Annotated in this window: 13 protein-coding genes and 1 pseudogene; 7 read left to right on the top strand and 7 right to left on the bottom strand. The window is 55.4% G+C overall.

The window, feature by feature from the left end; genetic code table 11:
* Nucleotides 1-114: 114 nt before the first annotated feature.
* From ACZ1GS_RS07520 to ACZ1GS_RS07505, 4 genes are all read right to left on the bottom strand, one after another.
* Nucleotides 115-1,455, bottom strand: a complete 1,341-nt coding sequence (locus ACZ1GS_RS07520; protein ID WP_472697850.1) for a dihydrolipoamide acetyltransferase family protein — start codon at nt 1,453-1,455, stop codon at nt 115-117.
* Nucleotides 1,452-2,465: an alpha-ketoacid dehydrogenase subunit beta gene (locus tag ACZ1GS_RS07515; RefSeq protein WP_472698090.1), complete on the bottom strand. Its 1,014-nt coding sequence runs from the start codon at nt 2,463-2,465 to the stop codon at nt 1,452-1,454. The genes ACZ1GS_RS07520 and ACZ1GS_RS07515 overlap by 4 nt, the downstream gene beginning before the upstream one ends.
* A complete protein-coding gene (locus tag ACZ1GS_RS07510; RefSeq protein ID WP_472697849.1) occupies nt 2,462-3,736 on the bottom strand; it encodes a thiamine pyrophosphate-dependent enzyme in 1,275 nt (424 codons plus the stop codon). The genes ACZ1GS_RS07515 and ACZ1GS_RS07510 overlap by 4 nt, the downstream gene beginning before the upstream one ends.
* 166 nt (nt 3,737-3,902) lie before the next feature.
* On the bottom strand, nt 3,903-6,350 hold the full coding sequence (locus tag ACZ1GS_RS07505) for an autotransporter domain-containing protein (RefSeq protein WP_472697848.1): 2,448 nt from the start codon (nt 6,348-6,350) through the stop codon (nt 3,903-3,905).
* A 257-nt stretch (nt 6,351-6,607) separates the two neighbouring features.
* Between ACZ1GS_RS07505 and ACZ1GS_RS07500 the strand changes: the two genes are divergently transcribed.
* Entirely contained in the window at nt 6,608-6,916 is a 309-nt protein-coding gene (locus tag ACZ1GS_RS07500) for a hypothetical protein (protein WP_472697847.1), read from the top strand.
* Between the two features lie 501 nt (nt 6,917-7,417).
* On the opposite strand, the gene thyA is transcribed toward ACZ1GS_RS07500, so the two are convergent.
* Complete coding sequence (gene thyA, locus ACZ1GS_RS07495; protein ID WP_472697846.1) at nt 7,418-8,350, bottom strand: thymidylate synthase; 933 nt, start codon at nt 8,348-8,350, stop codon at nt 7,418-7,420.
* A 186-nt stretch (nt 8,351-8,536) separates the two neighbouring features.
* Here thyA and ACZ1GS_RS07490 point away from each other — a divergent pair, with 186 nt between their 5' ends.
* The gene (locus tag ACZ1GS_RS07490) at nt 8,537-8,980 is read left to right on the top strand and encodes a JAB domain-containing protein (protein ID WP_472697845.1); all 444 of its coding nucleotides are present in this window, start codon (nt 8,537-8,539) and stop codon (nt 8,978-8,980) included.
* Between the two features lie 39 nt (nt 8,981-9,019).
* On the opposite strand, the gene ACZ1GS_RS07485 is transcribed toward ACZ1GS_RS07490, so the two are convergent.
* Nucleotides 9,020-9,496 carry an Lrp/AsnC family transcriptional regulator gene (locus ACZ1GS_RS07485; protein ID WP_472697844.1) on the bottom strand — a complete coding sequence of 159 codons (477 nt, stop codon included), beginning with the start codon at nt 9,494-9,496 and terminating at the stop codon, nt 9,020-9,022.
* 105 nt (nt 9,497-9,601) lie between these two features.
* On the opposite strand from ACZ1GS_RS07485, the gene putA reads away from it, so the two are divergent.
* From putA to ACZ1GS_RS07460, 5 genes and pseudogenes are all read left to right on the top strand, one after another.
* Nucleotides 9,602-12,079: a bifunctional proline dehydrogenase/L-glutamate gamma-semialdehyde dehydrogenase PutA gene (gene putA, locus ACZ1GS_RS07480; RefSeq protein WP_472697843.1), complete on the top strand. Its 2,478-nt coding sequence runs from the start codon at nt 9,602-9,604 to the stop codon at nt 12,077-12,079.
* On the top strand, nt 11,973-13,331 hold the full coding sequence (locus ACZ1GS_RS07475) for an aldehyde dehydrogenase family protein (RefSeq protein ID WP_472698089.1): 1,359 nt from the start codon (nt 11,973-11,975) through the stop codon (nt 13,329-13,331). The genes putA and ACZ1GS_RS07475 overlap by 107 nt, the downstream gene beginning before the upstream one ends.
* Before the next feature lie 101 nt (nt 13,332-13,432).
* A pseudogene (locus ACZ1GS_RS07470) lies at nt 13,433-14,690 on the top strand (diguanylate cyclase domain-containing protein); the annotation flags it as partial.
* Nucleotides 14,691-14,720: 30 nt separating this feature from the next.
* Nucleotides 14,721-15,590, top strand: coding sequence for a putative bifunctional diguanylate cyclase/phosphodiesterase (locus ACZ1GS_RS07465; protein WP_472698088.1), 870 nt, complete (start codon nt 14,721-14,723; stop codon nt 15,588-15,590).
* A 137-nt stretch (nt 15,591-15,727) separates the two neighbouring features.
* Entirely contained in the window at nt 15,728-18,193 is a 2,466-nt protein-coding gene (locus tag ACZ1GS_RS07460) for a response regulator (protein WP_472697842.1), read from the top strand.
* Here the strand turns inward: ACZ1GS_RS07460 and ACZ1GS_RS07455 are convergent.
* A complete protein-coding gene (locus ACZ1GS_RS07455; RefSeq protein WP_472697841.1) occupies nt 18,190-19,146 on the bottom strand; it encodes a crotonase/enoyl-CoA hydratase family protein in 957 nt (318 codons plus the stop codon). The genes ACZ1GS_RS07460 and ACZ1GS_RS07455 overlap by 4 nt on opposite strands.
* Nucleotides 19,147-19,368 lie beyond the last annotated feature (222 nt).

Here is a 19,368-nt window from a genome sequence, read left to right as displayed (position 1 = left end):
GGTCGGCTGCCTTTGAGGCCCGCGGACCGATCACGCTGATCCGATCAGCGCCTAATCTTGGCAAGGCAGAAACCTTTGGGGGGTGACAGCTTTAGCGAGCGTGCCGCGCAATGGTCAATCGGCGAACAACAATACCGGGGTCTCGAGCAAATGCTTGAGCGCCTGAACGTAGCTGGCGGCATCATAGCCGTCCACCACCCTGTGATCGCAAGAGATTGACAGATTCATCAGCTTGCGCGCCTGAATCTCACCATCGACAATCATCGGCCGCTCGACAATCTTGTTGGGCCCGATAATCGCCACTTCCGGCCGGTTGATCACGGGCGTCGTTGCTATGCCGCCCAATGGGCCGAGAGACGTTAATGTCAGGGTTGAACCCGACAATTCCGATGCCTTGGCCGAACCGCTCCGTGCAGCGGCCGCCAACCGGCTGATTTCCGACGCCAATTGCCAGATATTCTGGTCCTGAGCATCCCTCAGAACGGGCACCATCAAGCCCTGGTCGGTCTGGGTTGCCATGCCCATGTGCACACCGCCATGACGCGTTACAACGCCCGCCTCGTCATCATATGTGGCGTTGAGCATCGGAAAATCAGGCAGCGATTTGCAGATGGCCACGATCATCAAAGGCAACATGGTCAGTTTCGGCCGCTCGCCACGGTTGGCATTCAGGTCCGCACGCATGTCTTCCAGCGCCGTCATATCAATTTCGTCGACATAGGAAAAATGCGGAATATGGCGTTTTGATTCAGCCATATTCTGTGCGATTTTTCGGCGCATACCGATCACCTTGATGGTCTCGTCATCGCGCTTCAGGCTGGTTCCGGCGGGCCTGTAACCCTGCCCGCTGCCATAGCTCAAATAGGCGTCGAGATCGGCATGGCGAATATGGTCGCCCTGGGCTTTGACCTGAGTCAGATCCACACCGAGATCCTGCGCCCGCTTGCGCACGGCTGGGGTCGCGAGCACCTTGGGAGCGGGTGCTTCCAGTGCCGCCTTGACGTCAGTTTCAGGCTGTTGCACGGGCTTCACATCGGCCGGTTGTTCAGACGGATTCTTAAGTTCCGAACCGTCGGTTTTTTCTTTTTTATCAATGGCTTCATTTGACGCCATGGCGGCATCCGGTGCCGCTTCAACAGATTTTTCGGCGGTTGGCGCATCGGCTTGGGATGCAGTATCGGCTTGGGGTGCAGTATCGGCACGCGCAGCGTCGCCCTCGACTTCGATCTCCACCAGCATGGATCCAATCGCGATAATATCGCCCTCTTCACCCGCCACGGCCACAACCTTGCCCGAGACGGGCGCTTCCATTTCGACCGTGGCCTTGTCGGTCATCATGTCAGCAATCTGGTCGTCTTCAGCGACCATGTCTCCGACCTTGACATGCCAGGCAACAATCTCGGCTTCGGCAATACCTTCACCGATATCCGGCAAGTTGAATGTGTAGATGCTCATGACTTCAATTCCCCGACGATTTTTTCAAGCGCTTCCCCGATCCGGACAGGTCCGGGGAAATAGGCCCATTCGAGTGAATGCGGATAAGGTGTATCAAAACCGGTGACGCGTTCAATCGGCGCTTCCAGATGATAGAAACACCGTTCCTGGACGATAGCAGACAATTCAGCTCCAAAGCCACTGGTTCGGGTTGCCTCGTGAACGATCAGACAGCGGCCGGTCTTTTTGACAGATTGCTCGATCGTTTCGATATCGAGCGGCACCAAAGTTCGCAGGTCGATGACTTCAGCATCAATATTATGCTCTTCGACCACCGCCTTGGCAACATGCACCATCGTGCCATAAGCGAGCACCGTGACGGCATCTCCCGGCCGCACAATATTCGCCTTGCCCAACGGAATCCGATAATAATCCTCGGGCACCTCAGCGGCATCAAATTTTGACCAGGGCTCAACCGGCTTGTCGTAATAGCCCGTAAAAGGACCATTATAGATGCGCTTAGGTTCAAAAAAGAGCACTGGATCGTTATCCTCGATTGCCGCAATCAGCAGACCTTTGGCATCATAGGGCGTCGAAGGAATAACCGTCTTCAATCCCGACACATGGGTGAACATCGCTTCCGGAGACTGGCTGTGAGTCTGGCCGCCGAAAATACCGCCGCCAAAGGGTGAGCGCACGGTCAATGGCGCAATAAACTCGCCAGCCGAACGGTAACGCAAGCGGGCCGCTTCAGAGATGAGCTGGTCCATGCCCGGATAGATATAGTCCGCAAATTGTATTTCCGGAACCGGACGCAATCCATAAGCCCCCATGCCAACCGCGGCCCCGATAATGCCGTTCTCGCTAATCGGTGTGTCGAAACAGCGGGTCTTGCCGTATTTTTTCTGCAAGCCAGCAGTGGCCCGGAAAACGCCGCCAAAATAGCCGACATCTTCGCCCAGGATGACGACATTGTCATCGCGTTCCATCATTGTGTCGAGGCCGGAATTAATCGCCTCTATCATGTTCATGACGGCCATTTGATTTCCCGTTCCTTGTTCGCCTGTTCCGCCTGCTCCTTGAGATGCCAGGGCATTTCCTCAAAGACATCCTGAAACATGGTTTCAAACGGCTGATGGAGACCGTGGCCCAATATGCCGTTTTTAGCGGCTTCTTTTACCGCCTCTTTGACATTTTCGAGGCATTCGGCGTCGAGCGCAGCCTGCTGTTCCTCGTCCCAGATCCCGCGCGCGATCAGATGACGCTTCAAGCGCATGATCGGATCACCAAGCGGCCATTCCTCGCGCTCCTGCGCGCTGCGATAGGCGGTTGGATCATCCGAAGTGCTATGGGCGTCCGCGCGATAAGTGAAATGCTCGATCAGCGTCGGCCCGTTGTTGGTCCGCGCCCGTTCGGCAGCCCAGCGCATCGCTGCGTAAACGGCAAGTGGATCATTACCATCAACCCGCAAACCCGCCATGCCGTAGCCAGCCGCGCGTGCGGCGAACGTCGTTCGTTCCGCGCCTGCAAATCCCGAAAAGGAGGAAATCGCCCACTGGTTGTTGACGATGTTCATCACCACTGGCGCGTTATAGACTGCGGCAAAAGTCATCGCGCTGTGGAAGTCGCCTTCCGCCGTCGATCCTTCGCCGCACCAGACCGATGCAATCCGGTTGTCGCCCTTGCTCGCGCTCGCCATCGCCCAGCCCACGGCCTGCGGATATTGCGTCGTCAGATTGCCAGAAATCGTGAAAAACCCGTGGTCGCGCGAGCTGTACATGATCGGCAATTGGCGGCCTTTCAACTTGTCTTCGCGGTTGGAGAATATCTGATTGACCATCTCGACCATCGGATAGCCCCGCGCGAACAAGATGCCTTGCTGACGATAGCTCGGGAAACACATGTCATCGGCGTCGAGAGCCATGGTCGTTGCCACTGCCGTCGCCTCTTCGCCAGTGCATTTCATATAGAAGCTGGTCTTGCCCTGCCGTTGCTGGCGGTGCAGCCGATCATCAAAGGCCCGAACCTGCGCCATGGTACGCAACATCTTGAGCTGGGTTTCATCGTCCAGCTTGGGATCCCATGGGCCAACCGCCTGATGATCGTCGTCGAGCACCCGAACCATGTTGTAGACCATGTCGCGCATGTCGATTGGCGCTGTGGTGACATCCGGCCGGACACATGCGCCCGCGGCCGGAATTTCCAGGTGACTATAGTCGACCGGATCACCCGGCCGAAATTGCGGCTCCGGCACATGGAGGCTCAATGGCGGCAAATTACTTTTCGATTTTCCGTCAGTCATCAGGCCTCTCCTGTTGCATCGCTTGTGCGCGCGGTGATTTTTATTTCAATCGATTATCATATTATTACAAGTGAATTAAAAGGTCAATATATCTGTCCTATTAAACCAGCCACAAAAAAAGGAGCAATATCATGCTCCTTTTCTTGTCGCTATCCCCTTTGAAAAATCAGAAACGCATCGACATGTTCACCACCGCTCGATCGTCGCGGTAGATTTGTTGACCGAGGCGAGTCTCCACTGCGGCGCCAAAGCGGAAAATGCCATTGCCCACGCTGAAGCCCCCTTTCATTTCCCCATAGGAGGAGTCCTGCAGACCGATCGGCAAGGCAAAGGGGATATTTTCTGCGTCCAGGAAACGGACCAGGAAATTGGTATCATTGCCTGACAGACGGCTGACATAGTCCAGCTTCATTTCGGGCTGGAATGACCAGGCGGAGGCAAAGCTTATCCTCGCTGCTCCGGACAATTTCAGGCCGACACGGGCATCCACGCCGGCGCGACTGATTTCATCGACCGCCATGGCAAGGTTCCCTCCGCTGTTGCGGAAACCGTCGACCCGATAGGAAGAATAGCCAATCGCCGCCCGCGGCGTGACCATCAACCCGTCCACTTCCAGACTATAGCCCGTCTCGATCTGACCCGCGAAGTTGAGCGAGCTGGTATCAAGATTGCCGAACGAGGCGACTCCCGTCACACGGCTGGACGAGTCAATTTGCGAGTGGGCCATATTCGCCTGACCGCCGACATAGAAATTGCCGCCGAGCCGATAATTTCCGTAAACAGACGCCTGATTGGTCGCGACCCGGGCCAGGGTTCCGCTGACTTCCTGTGTCCCACTGGCATAACCAAAGGCCGTTCCCAAGGTTGCCTGGCTGTCGAGCGCATATTCCAGGCCCATGGCGATATGCCAGCTGCCCTGATTTGCCCCGCTCCCGGGATCGGCAAAGGCGAGCGTTGTCCGGTCATATCCCGAGGACAGGAAGCCCGACATATTTTCAGGCAACTGCACCGCGCTCCAGTCCGACGGTTGATAATTGGCCGCAAAGCTGATCTGGGCTGCAGCGCTTTCGCTCAAGCCACTCCCGCCGCCAATCGTCCGGGACGATCCGATGATCTGGATAGTTCCGCCTTTGGCGCGCTGCGTGCCCATCACCGACAACCGGTCAGCAACCAGCGTGCGCATCGCTGCGCCTTGCCGCTCATCCAGCGTTGTTGTCCGACCGGCTTGCGCCGCCGACAAACTCTGGAACGTCGCGTTCAACTCCGGTGCTTCCATCACGTCGATCAATCCATAGACCGCCTCAAGATCCGCATAGGAACGGGTACGGGTCGCATCCAGGGCACTACCAAAAGCCAGGGAGAATGGATTGGTCACGCCATTTTGCGAGAAGAAGTCCGAAAAGCGGATGGCGCGCATTCGGGCCGTGACCGTGTTGGGGTCATATTGCAGTTCCGGATAGAGCACGCCGATCCGGCCAACCACATCATCAAAGACATTCTGCACGCCGCCCTCGGCGGTGATGATTTCGAACGTCTGTCCATACCGCGCGCCTCTGCGCCCGAATTTGTTGATGACAGCCGCGGTCCCGCCGAGCGAAATGATGCCGGGATTATCCTCATCCGCCACGACCGCGAGCAAATCTCCGCCCCGTCGACCGACATCGAAATAGGTCAGCGATGCCGAAGCGAGAATGACATCCCCGGCAATGGTCAGCGTTCCAACCTCGCCGAACAGTCCGCCGGGGGCAATCGCTCCTTGCACGGATGTCAGGAAGGTAGGGTCGAAAAAGCCCGAGCCGGACAGCAAGCCCGCACCCAGAAAAGCTTCTCCGGTGGTCAGAGACCCGTCAACATCAACCCAGCCGCCGGTCTGGGAATAATCGCCCCAGACTTTCAAAGCGCCACTGGACCGGACCTTGAGACTGGCGAGTCCTTCGACGTTCAACCGGTCGATCGTGATATCGCTGGTCAATCGCGTCTGGCCAATGGCATCGAGCGTCACTTCATAGTAGCGCGCACGGGTGCCGGTTGAGGGATCACCGATAACATTGTTCGGCACGAAGCCGGTGCTGCCCGGACCGCCTGGAACGAAAACACTGTTGGGGTCGCCTTCCGCCAATGGAACGCTCAGCGTTGACAGATCCTGGCAATCGTCAAGAAAACAGACATTGCCAAATTTTGGCGTATCCCCGGTCAGACCCGGTTCTGCGAAGCCCGGCAAGGCATTGACCAGCTCGCCATCAACGGCAATCGCATAGGCTGGATCCATATCCTGTTCCCAGTGGTTCGGATTTTCCCAATTGCGAACACCCGCCTTGGCCGAAGCATAGACATAGCTGTTATTGGCGACAATCTGCTCCCAGTAAAGGAACAGCGGCTGGTAAAAAGCTTGGGTCCCGTAGGAAGAAAAAGGCTGGAACGTATTCGGGTCTTCGGGATCATTGCCAAAGAACCGGGACCCACCCGACAGAACCCCGACAACAACCGGCGTGTCAAAGGCCTCGTCCGCGATGAGCGGTCCGCCGGAATCGCCGCCAGCCGTCGATCCCTCGCGCGGCAGCGCCGGACCATCAAACAGATCAAAGTCAAACAAACCGTTGTCGGAATCAAACACCGCTTCCCCGCGGGACTGTCAAAATCCAGATTGTATAGTGTCTGAGGCAAGCCATAGTCGTCCGGGCCGAACAGAAAATTATTCCGGTCATTCAGCGAGCTGAGCGACGAGATTACATTCTCCGCGACACGGCGGCGGAAATCGATCCCGATAGGGCCTTCCGAACCAATGCCGCGCGAGCCATAGCCGTTCACAATCGCATGCGTTTCGCCCTCAAGCGGCGAGAACAGCAATGTCCATGTCGGAATATTGCCTGCGTGCGTGTCCAGTGTCGCCAAGGCGATATCGGCCTCGAGGAAGCCAAGTGGAACGGAGCGTTCATCATACCAGAGCTGCTCGACATTGTAGATGGCGAACTCTTCGTCCGTGGCATTGGCTGTACCGCCGTCCAGGCCGACCCAGCGACGGACTCCAGGCAGATTATCTGCGCCAAAGCCGAAGCTCATCGCCGTTCCGCCAGCGGCAAACCCGTAACTCTCGGCCGGTTGATCATTGACGCAATGGGCAGCGAAAATCACCGTGCGCGGATTGATCAGGCTGCCTGTGCACAGCCCCAGTCCAAATGATGTCTGGTCAGGGCGGGTCGCCATCTGTCCCACTCCGGTAATATCAACCGTATCATCGAGCACACCCGTCGGAGGGGATTCATCCGGCGACAGGTCATCACGGACGACGATCTGCGACCGGTCCTCGACCATGATCGGCGCGGATGACTGATGGGGTGACCCGTCAACCACCGTGGTGACAGCGGACCGTTCCGACATGTCCGGCATGGCTTGCGCATGAGCGGGCGCTGCAAGGGCAACAATACAGGCTGTGGAAGAAGTACCAAGAAGCAAAAAACGGTTTATATGGGCGAACAACATTAATCCCCTCCCCGAGGTTGGAATAGATGCCCCCAAATACTGTTACTAAAGTTGCAGAACGACTCGCTGCGGTATCTTTGGATACCACTTTTCAACGCAAATTTATATCCACTCGTAGCATAAAATTGCTCGACTATGGTTGTTTGCGTCCGAAGAGAGACCTTTTATGACCCGGAAATCAGCCGATTATTCCACATGACATTAAACGGCTACCGGTGCCGAAATATGGGCTTGTGGCGCATAGTCACGCACCTCAAAGTCCTCGATTGCATAGTCAAAAATCGTTTCCGGCTTACGCAGCAAGTGCAGGGTCGGCGCTCCCGAAGGGGTCCGGGCCAGTTGCTCTTCCACCAATTCGGCATGGTTAAGATAGAGATGCACATCGCCGCCATTCCAGACCAGCTCGCCAGGCTCGAGATCACATTGTTGGGCAATCATCCGGATCAACAAGGCAGCGGAATAGACATTGAACGCAAAACCGAGGCCGAGATCACAGCTTCGTTGATAGAGCAGCCCCGATAATTTGCCTTCCGAAATGTAGAATTGATAGGTTTTGTGACAGGGTGGCAATGCCATTTGGTCCAATTCGGCGACATTCCAGCCTGTGAAGATATGACGGCGGGAACCCGGGTTATTCTTCAAACCATCGATCAGCAAAGCGATCTGATTAATCCCTTGCTCTTCCCGTCGATAGAGCCCCTCCCCAGCGGGCGTATAGCGCGGCCAATCAACCCACTGCTTGCCATATACCGGTCCGAGATCACCCCATTGATCGGCAAAAACCGGATCATCGATAATCCGCTGTTCAAACGCATCGCGATCCAAATCCTCGCCGGTAGCCTTGCGATAATTGTCGAGCGGCCAGTCCGTCCAGATATGCACTTTCTGCTCAACCAATGGCCGAATATTGGTGTTTCCAGTCAAAAACCACAACATTTCCCGGGTCGCCGTTTTCCAGAAAACACGCTTCGTCGTCAACAAGGGTATGGCATCCTCTTGCAGGTCAAAGCGCATTGTCGCACCGAAAATTGCCCGGGTCCCGACGCCGGTCCGATCGACCCGTTCATCACCCGCGGTCCATATCCGTTTCATCAGGTCGAGATATTGCTGCTCGTAGTGCGTACCGGGAATCAATGGCCATACTCCAATTGCGTTTCTCTCGACCTAGACTGCCCTGCCGTCTCGCTCAACCGGCCATCTGCATTTCATGGCCAGGACCCGGAAAAGGATTCTGAAATGGAGCGATACCCGATTGCATGATCGCACGGAAACGGAAGGATGAGCAACTAACCGATGCAGCATAATATGGGGGCATATTTCATGTTGGAACAAAGAGCCGAGAACCGCCCGTTTTCGCCACAAGCAAGACCGCTCTGCGATGGCGCCGCCATTCCCCAGCCCGATCTGCACGAAACGCTCGGCGCGATTGAAGCGCGCTGGCGCACCGTGCCGTTCGAACAGGCTTGCGCTTTACATCGCTGTGCCAGAACCGGCTTGTGGACAGCGCAATATTTTCAGGGACAAAACGCCCATTCGGTGACCATCGATACCAAGGCGATCATCCACCACATGGCCAGCTATGCCAGCGATGCCGTGATCCTGTGTCATTCGCACCCGCATAGCGTCCCCCATCCGAGCAGCGCTGATATTCGAACGACCAAGTCCTTCGCGCTGATCTGTCGAGCGCTCGAGGTCGAACTTGTTGACCATATCATCTTTGGAGCGGGTGCTCCGTTCAGTTTTCGGTCCCAACACTATCTCTGAACGATTCTGACCGAGCCGGCACCTTGATCTCCGCATTTGCTAGTCGAGCAGACCGACACCAACGGTCTGCTTGATTTCTTCCATCACCGGAAAGGTGGTTGTTTGATATACACCAGGCAGATCATTGATATGGTCTGTCAATATCGCGCGATATTCCTCCATATTGCGACAGCGCACCTTGAGCAGATAATCAAAGCCGCCCGCCATCATGTGACAGGACTGGATCGCCTTCATCTTTCGCGCGGCGGTATTAAACTGTTCCAGATGGCGGCGGCTGGTTGCTTCCAGTTTGACCTGAATGAATACAACATAGTTTTTCCGGATTTTGCGCATGTTCAGTCGGGCATGATAGCCGGTGATATATCCGTCTTCCTCCAACCGTTTCAATCGGATTTGGCAGGGCGTTTTGGACAGACCAACTTTTTCGGACAACTTTGCAAGAGACAGCCGTCCATCTGCCTGCACGGCATCGAGAATGCGCCAGTCAAATTTGTCCAGGCTTCTATCTTCAGTCATGATATAGTCCATTCGGCTTAGCGTTTGCGCGTATAACAGATAATCTTCCTATGTACTGGCTCTATTTCTGATTTCATTCCTAACGTCCAGTGTTAGTTTTTTGTCATGAATATTCAGACTCAGCACCAGTCAAAAGAGCAGCGCCTCTATGCCCAGGTGATCGCAGCGACCTGGAAAAGTGAAACCGACATTTGCGGTGAGATAGAGCAGGAACTGCAGTGGGATATTGCGGCACAGGACCGGGTAACGGCTGCAAGTGCCGGAATGATCCAGCGGCTGCGCGCGCAAAAAAGGCAACCGCTAATCGATCAATTCCTCACCGAATATGGGCTGTCCACGACTGAAGGCGTACAACTCATGAGGCTGGCGGAAGCGCTGTCACGGACAACCGATGCGACAACTGCCGATGCGCTTATCCACGACAAGATTGTCGAGCAAAACTGGCTGTCCCATAGCGGCGCCGGACACACGGTTGCGATGAGCCTGTCAGCGCGGGCATTGCATGGCACAGACCGCTGGTTGCGATGGACCAAGGGGAAAGAACACGGGGTTGGCAAAGCCCTTGTTCGAACCGGTAACGGTATCTTGCGGTGGTCAACCCGAACCGCTGTACGGGCCCTATCCTCCCAATTCGTCTTCGCCGAAACCTTGGAAAAGGCGCTGAGACGCGCGGCACGATATGGCCGGGATGGCTATCTTTTTTCATTCGATATGCTGGGCGAAGCGGCGCGAACCGAAGCCGATGCAGCGCAATATTATTCAGCCTATGCGGCGGCGCTGGATGCCGTGGCGGGGAATGCACAATCTGACGACCCGGCCAAAAACCATGGCATCTCGATAAAATTGTCGGCGCTGCATCCGCGTTATGAATATGGTCAGGCCAAACAAGTGGTTCCGGAGATCACCGCGCTGCTGACCAAGCTGGCGATTGTCGCTCGTGACGCCAATGTGCAAATCACCATCGATGCCGAAGAAGCCGAGCGACTGGACATCTCGATGAATGTTTTGGCGAGCCTGATGGCGCAGCCGGAACTGCAGGGCTGGAACGGTCTGGGATTTGTCGTCCAAGCCTATCAAAGACGGGCGCGACCTTTGATCGACTGGTTGCAGGAAAAAGCCAAGAATTTTGGCGCACCCCTTTATATACGACTGGTCAAAGGCGCTTACTGGGACAGCGAGATCAAAAGAGCCCAGGAAATGGGTCTGGATTCCTATCCGGTGTTTACACGCAAGGAAATGACCGATCTCAGCTACCTCGCTTGTGCGCAGAAACTATTGGCACATCCTGAGGCGTTTATACCCCAGTTTGCGACGCATAACGCCACCAGTGTGGCAGCGATACAGGAGCTGGCTGGCCCGGCACGATCGATCGAGTTTCAGCGGCTGTTCGGCATGGGGCAACAGCTCCATGATGGTATCCTGGCACAAACCGGCCATGGCAGCCGCATATATGCACCGGTCGGCACCCAGAAGGACTTGCTGTCCTATTTGATCAGGCGACTGCTGGAAAACGGTGCGAACAGTTCTTTTGTCAACAAGGTCAATGACGAAGATGTGCCGGTAGACGATCTGGTCCAACATCCGGCAACGCTTTTGGCCAAGGCTTCGACCATCGAAAATGCAAATATTCCCTCGCCTCGGGCGTTTATTGGCGAACACCGTCACACCGCTGATGGCTGGGACCTGTCAGATCCGCAAACCCGAGACCGATTTGAAACGGGTCTGGAGGCCGCCGCAAAACCCTATCACGCCGGAGCGATCATCGATGGCAAGCTGGAGAGCGGGACTACGCAATCCGTGACAAACCCTGCCCGCAAAACCGAAACCGTTGGAAAGGTAGAGATTTCCGATCCGGCGATTGCGATCAGGGCGGTCAAAACTGCCCATCAAGCGTTTGCGAACTGGTCGGCGCGTGATCCCGCAGAGCGGGCCGCAAGGCTCGAGCGCGCAGCCGATCTGTTGGAGCAACGCGCATCCATTTTTCACTATCTGGCGATCAAGGAAGCCGGAAAATCCTGGACCGATGCCATTGACGAAGTCCGTGAAGCCGTCGATTTTTGCCGCTACTATGCAGATCGAGCGAGAGATCCCGATTTCGCCGCTCGCACTGCACTGGGAGTTGCGCTGTGCATATCACCGTGGAATTTTCCGCTGGCGATTTTTCTCGGACAAGTCGCCGCCGCGCTGGCTGCGGGCAATAGCGTGGTTGCAAAACCGGCCGATCAAACGCCGCTGATCGCAGCTGAGGCCGTCCGGCTGCTGCATGATGCCGGTGTCGACAAAGCCGCGGTAAATCTCGTTCCCGGAGATGGTACGATCATTGGCGAAACACTGGTGGCTCAACCAAAAGTGGCCGCGGTCTGTTTTACCGGGTCGACCGCCACCGCCCGGCGGATCGCGCTGCGACTGGCCGAAACCGATCGCGCCCGCATACCGCTTATTGCTGAAACCGGCGGCATCAACGCGATGATCGTCGATCTCGTCCGCGCTTCTGGAACAGACCGTCGATGCGGTTGTCTCATCCGCCTTCCAAAGCGCCGGCCAACGCTGCTCGGCCTTGCGGATTTTATGCCTTCAAGATGATATTGCCGACCGTTTCGAAGCGCTGCTCAATGGCGCGATGGCAGCATTGATGGTCGGTGATCCAGCCAGTTTGCACCATGACATTGGTCCGGTCATTAATGCCCAGGCTTTTGAACGCATTGATCAGCATATCGCACGACTGCGGCAGACCCATCGGATCATTGGCGAAACCCCGACCAGCAAGAAACAACAAAAAACTGGCCATTTCATCGCCCCCATCGCTGTTGCCCTAAAAAGTCTCGACGAACTCGCGGAGGAAATCTTTGGCCCCGTGCTGCACGTCGTCCGCTTTGCCGCCAAAGACAAATTTGAAATGGTCAATCAGATCAACGCCAGCGGCTATGGGCTGACCCTTGGTATCCACAGCCGCATTGATGATTGTTGCGAAACGATCGCGGATCAGGCCAATGTCGGGAATATCTACATAAACCGCAACCAGATTGGTGCCGTGGTCGGGGTCCAGCCCTTTGGCGGCCAGGGCCTCTCCGGCACCGGTCCCAAAGCGGGCGGGCCGCTCTACCTGTTGCGGCTTTCGCAACCGGCACCCTGCCCCAGGCCCCTGGATTCAGAGCCCGACCGTGGTTCCATTCGTGTCATCGAACCGGACGGATCAACAACCGCGGATCTGATGGGCAAGGCAGCCCAAGCTCTGCAGCAATGGCAAGCGCACCGGGAAGAAGCGGGTTTGGACAGCGTCGCCGATGCTCTTCCGGACAATAATCCGAGGCAGATATTTGCCGCAGCGGCGCAAGACTATCGCGACCTGTTCGGTGACGACGGCCAGCTGCCCTCACCAGCGGGAGAAACCAATTGCTATCAGGTTCGCGGGCGCGGGATCATTGTTTCCTTATTGCGAGATGATGTAGCCATCTTGCAGGCCTGTAGCCGCGCCATTGTCGCGGGCAACAGCTTCCTCCAGTTGGGCGGCCATGGTTTAACCGGCGAGACGGTCGCCTTTTTTCAAGCATTGAATCGCGCCTGTGCGACGCCCCAATTGGCCCAGATCAGCCCGCATAAAGATCAGGCAATATTGTCCGATCTGCGCAAAACAGGTTCACTCGGCGCGGTTATCATGGCGAGCACAGGACCGAACATAGCGGAAATCGGCACGGTTCTGGCCCAGCACAGTGGCGAAATTCTGCCAATCCTGACCGAACAAGATGGTATCGACCGGTATGTCCATGAAAAGGTTATTACACAAAATGTTGCTGCGGCTGGTGGTGACGTCACTCTCCTCAACGCGGCGCTCTGAGAATCGAAACCGGAACGCCCTGCTCAGTACCGGAAATCTCGACTTTTTAGAGCAAAACAGTTGTTAACCTTATTTTGATCATCGCTGCGTATTGCAGGCCCATGACCACACGTGTGCTTATTGTTGACGACCGGCCGACCAATCTTCGGATCTACGCCCAGTTCGTTACGATCATGGGAGAAAAATACTCTTCCGTGACATTTGCCGATCCAGTCGAAGCACTGGAATGGTTACGGAACAACAGTGCCGATCTGTTGGTTGTGGATTATCGAATGCCACAGATGAACGGTGCAGAGTTTATCAAGCATGTCCGCAAAATGTCCAATTGCAGCGACGTACCGGCGATTGTCATCACCGCCCACCAGGACCGCGAATGCCGTTTAACGGCGCTGGATGCCGGCGCAACTGACTTTCTGCAAAGTCCGGTGTCCCATGTTGAATTCTGTCGCCGCGCAATGTCACTGCTCACCCAGAATGAGAAGAGCAATAATTTGCGGAAGCGGGCTTCGCAGATTGAACGCAAACATGCCGCTCTGAAATCCGCCGCCGAACCTGATGAACGGGCCAACAAAAGCATGTTGGAGCAGATTATCGATACCATTCCGATCATGATCAACGCAACCGATCGGTCAGGACGATGCCTATTCACCAATGCCTATCAATCCGCGCTGTTCGACAAGACGCCCGACCAGATGGTCGGATCCTATTTCGGTGATTTGCTGGGTCCTAGTCTAGCCGAAAACTCGGCACGCCGTAACGAGATCGTCCTGAAATCCCATCAGCCGATCCCGCATTACGAAGAAACCTTCACCAGCGATGGTGTGGAACTGATCTTCCATTGCAACAAATCGCCGTTGCTCAACCACAAGGGCGAAACGATCGGAGTGCTGACAACCGCAGTCGATATCACCGCCCGGAAATTTGCCGAAGAGCATCGCACCCACCTCGCATTGCATGACATGCTGACGGGACTACCGAACCGCGCCCTGCTGGCCGAGAAGGTGCGCGAAGCGATCAAGCGATGCAAAAAGGAAAACAAGGAAGCCGCACTTTTGCTGCTGGACCTCGACCGTTTCAAGGTCATCAATGATACCCGTGGCCATCACAGCGGCGATACGCTGCTGCGCGAAGTGGCCGAACGGTTGCTGGATATTATCGGATCGGATGATTTTGCTGCCCGGATTGGCGGTGACGAATTCGCCATCATCCTCAACGACGTCGAAGGCGCAGATCTCGATCAATTCCCGTTGCGCGAAAATCCTCAAGGCGATTAACGAGCCCTATTCCATTAGCGGCGTCGAGCAAGTGATTGGGGCCAGTGTCGGCGTCAGCCTGATTCCCCATGATGGCGACGAATATGAAGAATTGCTGCGTCTCGCCGACCTCGCCATGTATGATGCCAAGGCCAACGGGCGGAACTGCTATCGCTTTTTCTCCGAAGGCATGAACCAGATTGCCCAGGCCGACGCCTCGCTCGAAATCGAATTGCGCGATGCCATTGCCCAAAACCAGTTCGCTCTGGAATATCAACCGATCGTCGATGCAAAATCGCTGGAATATGTTGGGCTCGAAGCTCTCATTCGTTGGGACCACCCGACGCGCGGCCGCTTGTTGCCGGCGGAATTTATTCGGGTCGCTGATGATACCGGACTGATGGACAATCTCGGCAAGTGGGTCATCGCTGAAGTGTGTCGGCAGATACGAACCTCCGCCGATGAAGGTGTCGATCTGCCGCGCGTTGCAATTAACGTGTCTCCGCGACAGTTCCAAAACCAGAATGTGTGTCACGAAATCTTGAACAATATTGAACGCAACGATATTGAGCCATCGAAAATCGTGGTCGAGATCACCGAAGAACTGCTGCTCAACAATAGCGACCATGTCAGTGACAGCCTGCATCGTCTACGCGATGCCGGTGTCGGCATTTCCATCGATGATTTCGGCACCGGCTATTCGTCGCTGCAATATTTACGCGATCTGCCAGCCAACTGTCTGAAAATTGACCGCACTTTCATTTCTCGCATTGAGCATAGCGCCGCCGATCGCGCGATTATCGGCACCATTTCCCACCTCGCACACGCGCTCGAAATGACTGTGATTGCGGAGGGGGTCGAAAATGATGCACAGCTGGAACTGTTGCAGGTTTCCGGCTGTGATGAGATTCAAGGTTTTAAGATCGCGCGTCCGCAACGGGCGGAAGACCTCCCGAAACTGTTTCGTCATCCGAAGAGATATTCTTCGGGCGCGGCTGAAGGTTGACCGGGATGCTGACTTTCAAGGGGAAAACATCCGCCACCAAGCCAAAGCACCGGCACAAGCATAAACATCACGGACATCACCACCGGCACGCGAGTGCAGAGGTCGAACGGCAACAGGATCGCGAGCGGGAAATGACCATGAACCGCCTGGTTCTGATCATGATCACGTTGACCATATCGGTTTTTCTGGATGCTGACCTCGATTTGCTCCTGGGTTTCAAACTCCATCTGATCGCCAGCTTGTCGATCATGATCGCCTTCCGCCTGAATCCACGGCCCAGTAGCCCAAGACTATTGGCCGGCCTTGCGACCGATTTTGGCGCGGGCATCTATTTGTTTGATATTGGCGGCGGCGCAGTCGCTGCTCTGTATCCGCTATTTCTATGGATCATACTGGGTTACGGTTTCCGCTTCGGCCTGAAATGGCTGTATGTCGCCACGGTTCTCGGGTCACTTTCCTTTGCCTGGACCGTCTTCACGGTCGATTTCTGGTTGCAGAACCGATCGCTTTCCATCGGCCTGCTATTAGGCATGGTCGTCATTCCTGCCTATTGTTCGACTTTGATCAAAAAGCTCTCCAAGGCCACTGCGGAGGCCGAGGCGGCAAACAAGTCCAAGAGCCTGTTCCTCGCCAGCATTAGTCACGAACTGAGAACACCGCTCAATGCCATTATCGGATATGGCACCCATTTGCTCGATATGAAGCTGCCGGATGCGCAGCGCCAGATGGTTGCCACCAGTGTTTCAGCCGGTCAACATCTGCTGCATCTGATCAATCAGCTGCTCAATTTCGCGCAATCGGATACCAAGGAAGAATTGCCCGAACCGCGAGAGTTCAGCATCGTCGATGTCCTCGCCGAAGTCCGGGACATCATGCGCATTGCGGCGGAAGAAAAGGGTCTCGAGATTCATTTGCAGGCCGAAGCGCTGAGCGATCGACCGATAACCGGACAGTTGGACTATGTGCGCAACATTCTGATCAACCTCAGCAGCAATGCGGTAAAGTTCACCGAGAGCGGGTCGGTGATCCTCAAATGCGGCCTCAGGGAATCGCGAGAGGGCATCGACATGTGGTGCTCCGTCACAGACACTGGTCCCGGCATCCCCGACTCCGCCCATGAGAAAATTTTCGGTGTCTTCCAGCAAGCGGATGACTCAGTCATCAGCAATTTTGGTGGAACCGGACTGGGGCTCGCCATTTGTCGCCAGCTCGCGCTGCAAATGGGTGGCGACGTGGTTCTGGAGAGTGTTTTAGGCGAAGGCAGTGTTTTCACCCTGTCCTGCCCGGTAGAGCCCGCCGCAGAACCGGTCATGGATGCCCAATCGGATGAAGGAACCGAGCCGCTCAAGATCCTATCACTGGGCCGCGGAGAGAATGCGCCGCAGATCGCCGATGCCAATGCTGCCAATTGTACAGTAGAACATGTGCAATGCACCGATGACAGTCTTTTGGAGCAATTGCTCGGAGACTTGGCTCTGTCGACTTATGATGTCGCTTTGCTGGAACCCAGTCTCGCCGATTCACATGCCGATACGCCTGGATTTTGGCAGCTTTTTGAATCCGCCCAATTGCCTCCTGTCTTGATCTCCGAAAGTGACAGCAAGGATCTCGACGAAATTCGGCTCCGCGCAGCCTTCGCTTCGGTCTTGCCATCATCCCCGGATTTCAATGCGATCCGCAGCGTGGTTCAGATCGGTTGTTCTTTCCACCGGGGTGGCAAACCGGAGGCCGAAGATCCGGACAGGATAGTCCGGGCCGACGTTTCACTCAATATTCTGGTGGCCGATGACAATCGGACCAATCAGATGGTCCTCAAAACAATTCTTAACAATGCCGGCCATACGGTTGAAGCAGTGCTGGATGGCGAAAAGGCCCTCGCAGCGCTGGAAGAACAGCATTTCGATCTGGTCTTCCTTGATGTCAATATGCCGCTGCTCGATGGCATCGAATGCTGCAAGATGTGGCGTCAGATTGAAGGACCAAGGTCGCACGTTCCGATCATCGGTCTGACCGCAGATTCCACCGCTGAAACAGAAAAGAAATGCCTCGATGCCGGGATGGACTTGCGCATGACCAAGCCGATTGAGGCTGGCCTTTTGTTGGATACGGTCGCGGAACAGACTGGCAATGTTGTTACCGCGTCCGAGGCAGGACTACCGGTCCGCGATGAAGATCCCTTCCAGGTTGTCCAGTCGCTCACCGCACGCCCGAACGATGCGACAGAGCAACCGATAGACATGACTCAGATCGCCTATTTGCAATCAATTGGCGACGAAACATTCGTCCAGTCGGTGGTCGATGCCTATGTCGAGGACATGGTTGAAATCATGACGGCGTTTGAAGAATCGGTCGAGCTGCAGAATGTCGACAAATTCCGCTTTCACGCCCATGCGTTCAAGAGTGGTGCCACCAATGTCGGAGCGGCCCGTCTCGCGAAAATGTGCAGTATTCTCGAGGTGATTACGGAAGATGACTTCCATAGCCGCAGCTTGGACTATCTGACTGATGTCAGAGCGGAAGTTGCCCGCATAACCGATTGCTTGAAAACGCTAGACCTGTCTGATGATGGCAGGGAAAACGGTACCACCGCTGCAGCGGTTTAGCTTTGCGCTGCCGCGGCCTGCAATGACCGTGCAATGCGCCGGTCCTGTGCCGCCGCCAGTCGCTCCATCTTTCGGACATCCGATTCCTCGAGATAAAGCGCAGTCTCGGCCCACATGTCGGTGACCTCCAGCAATTCGTCCAGCGATACCGGATTGGAAACGCGCCGCGCGCGGTACACGGCTCGCTCAGCGTGAAAGCGCTTTTGGTGTTTCTGCGTATACTCGACAATCGCCTGTTCGCCCCTGCCATCTTCGGCCAGAATATCGACGACGCCCATGTCATACAGCTCTTCAGCAGTGAACAATTTGCCTTCCAAAATGAACCGTTCGGTTTCCTTCCGGCTCAATCTCTGGCGCAGATAGCTGTAGGCTCCCATGCCTGGGAACAGGTTGAACAGGATTTCCGGCAAACCCAGTCTGGCACTTCGTTCGGCGACCAGAATGTCAAATGCCAGGGCATGTTCAAAGCCACCACCCAGCGCATCGCCCTGGACCAGCGCCATGGTGATGATGGGCGCGCCATAGCCGGTGCTGTTGGCATATTGCATATGCACGCAAGTACGCGCGTATTTTTTCAGAGCGCCGAGATCCCGCCGCCGGATACAGTCGGCAAAATGCTTGAGATCGCCACCCAGATTATAGATGCCGGGCGTCCGTGATCCACAAACAAAATAGCGCAAGGGAGCGGTCGCTTTGACACCGTTTCCGAGCGCGTAATTGGTGTTGATCCAATCCTGAACCAGCTGAATTTCATCACCCAGCTCATAGGTGTAACTGGGTCGCGATTTCTGGTTCATGTAACACCAGAATATCTGGTCGGACTTGTCAAAGCGCAATTCTATTTCAGAGAATTTCTTGGAGAGGATGTCCTGACCAAAACCATATTGCGGACTGATACCATCGAGGATCAGCTCTTCATCAACATCATTTACCGCACGGCTTCTCAGGTCCATAGATACTCTCCACATGATGGGTTGTTGATCTGAACTCCGACTAACAAAACCCGATATGCTTGGTAGATATTTTTATGGCACGGCCCGAAAAGAAGCAAGTAAAAGTACAAATCCTAAGTAACGCGGTTAACTGATTTTACAATTTTGTTAACTTTAAAGGACTTATCGAAAAATTCGCGTCGCAAACTAGCAGAGTCAAAGCCCGATTTGCTATGTTCGGTC

It is taken from the genome of Parasphingorhabdus sp. W113 (assembly GCF_055693205.1).
This window is presented reverse-complemented; position numbering and strand designations above follow the sequence as displayed.

What these genes read in the sequence shown, in the direction of transcription:
- ACZ1GS_RS07515 (WP_472698090.1), bottom strand. Translation starts at nt 2,465, where the DNA reads ATGAACATGATAGAGGCGATTAATTCCGGCCTCGACACAATGATGGAA.
- ACZ1GS_RS07490 (WP_472697845.1), top strand. Translation starts at nt 8,537, where the DNA reads ATGTTGGAACAAAGAGCCGAGAACCGCCCGTTTTCGCCACAAGCAAGA.
- ACZ1GS_RS07460 (WP_472697842.1), top strand. Translation starts at nt 15,728, where the DNA reads ATGAACCGCCTGGTTCTGATCATGATCACGTTGACCATATCGGTTTTT.
- putA (WP_472697843.1), top strand. Translation starts at nt 9,602, where the DNA reads ATGAATATTCAGACTCAGCACCAGTCAAAAGAGCAGCGCCTCTATGCC.
- ACZ1GS_RS07465 (WP_472698088.1), top strand. Translation starts at nt 14,721, where the DNA reads ATGTATGATGCCAAGGCCAACGGGCGGAACTGCTATCGCTTTTTCTCC.
- ACZ1GS_RS07485 (WP_472697844.1), bottom strand. Translation starts at nt 9,496, where the DNA reads ATGACTGAAGATAGAAGCCTGGACAAATTTGACTGGCGCATTCTCGAT.
- ACZ1GS_RS07455 (WP_472697841.1), bottom strand. Translation starts at nt 19,146, where the DNA reads ATGGACCTGAGAAGCCGTGCGGTAAATGATGTTGATGAAGAGCTGATC.
- ACZ1GS_RS07510 (WP_472697849.1), bottom strand. Translation starts at nt 3,736, where the DNA reads ATGACTGACGGAAAATCGAAAAGTAATTTGCCGCCATTGAGCCTCCAT.
- ACZ1GS_RS07520 (WP_472697850.1), bottom strand. Translation starts at nt 1,455, where the DNA reads ATGAGCATCTACACATTCAACTTGCCGGATATCGGTGAAGGTATTGCC.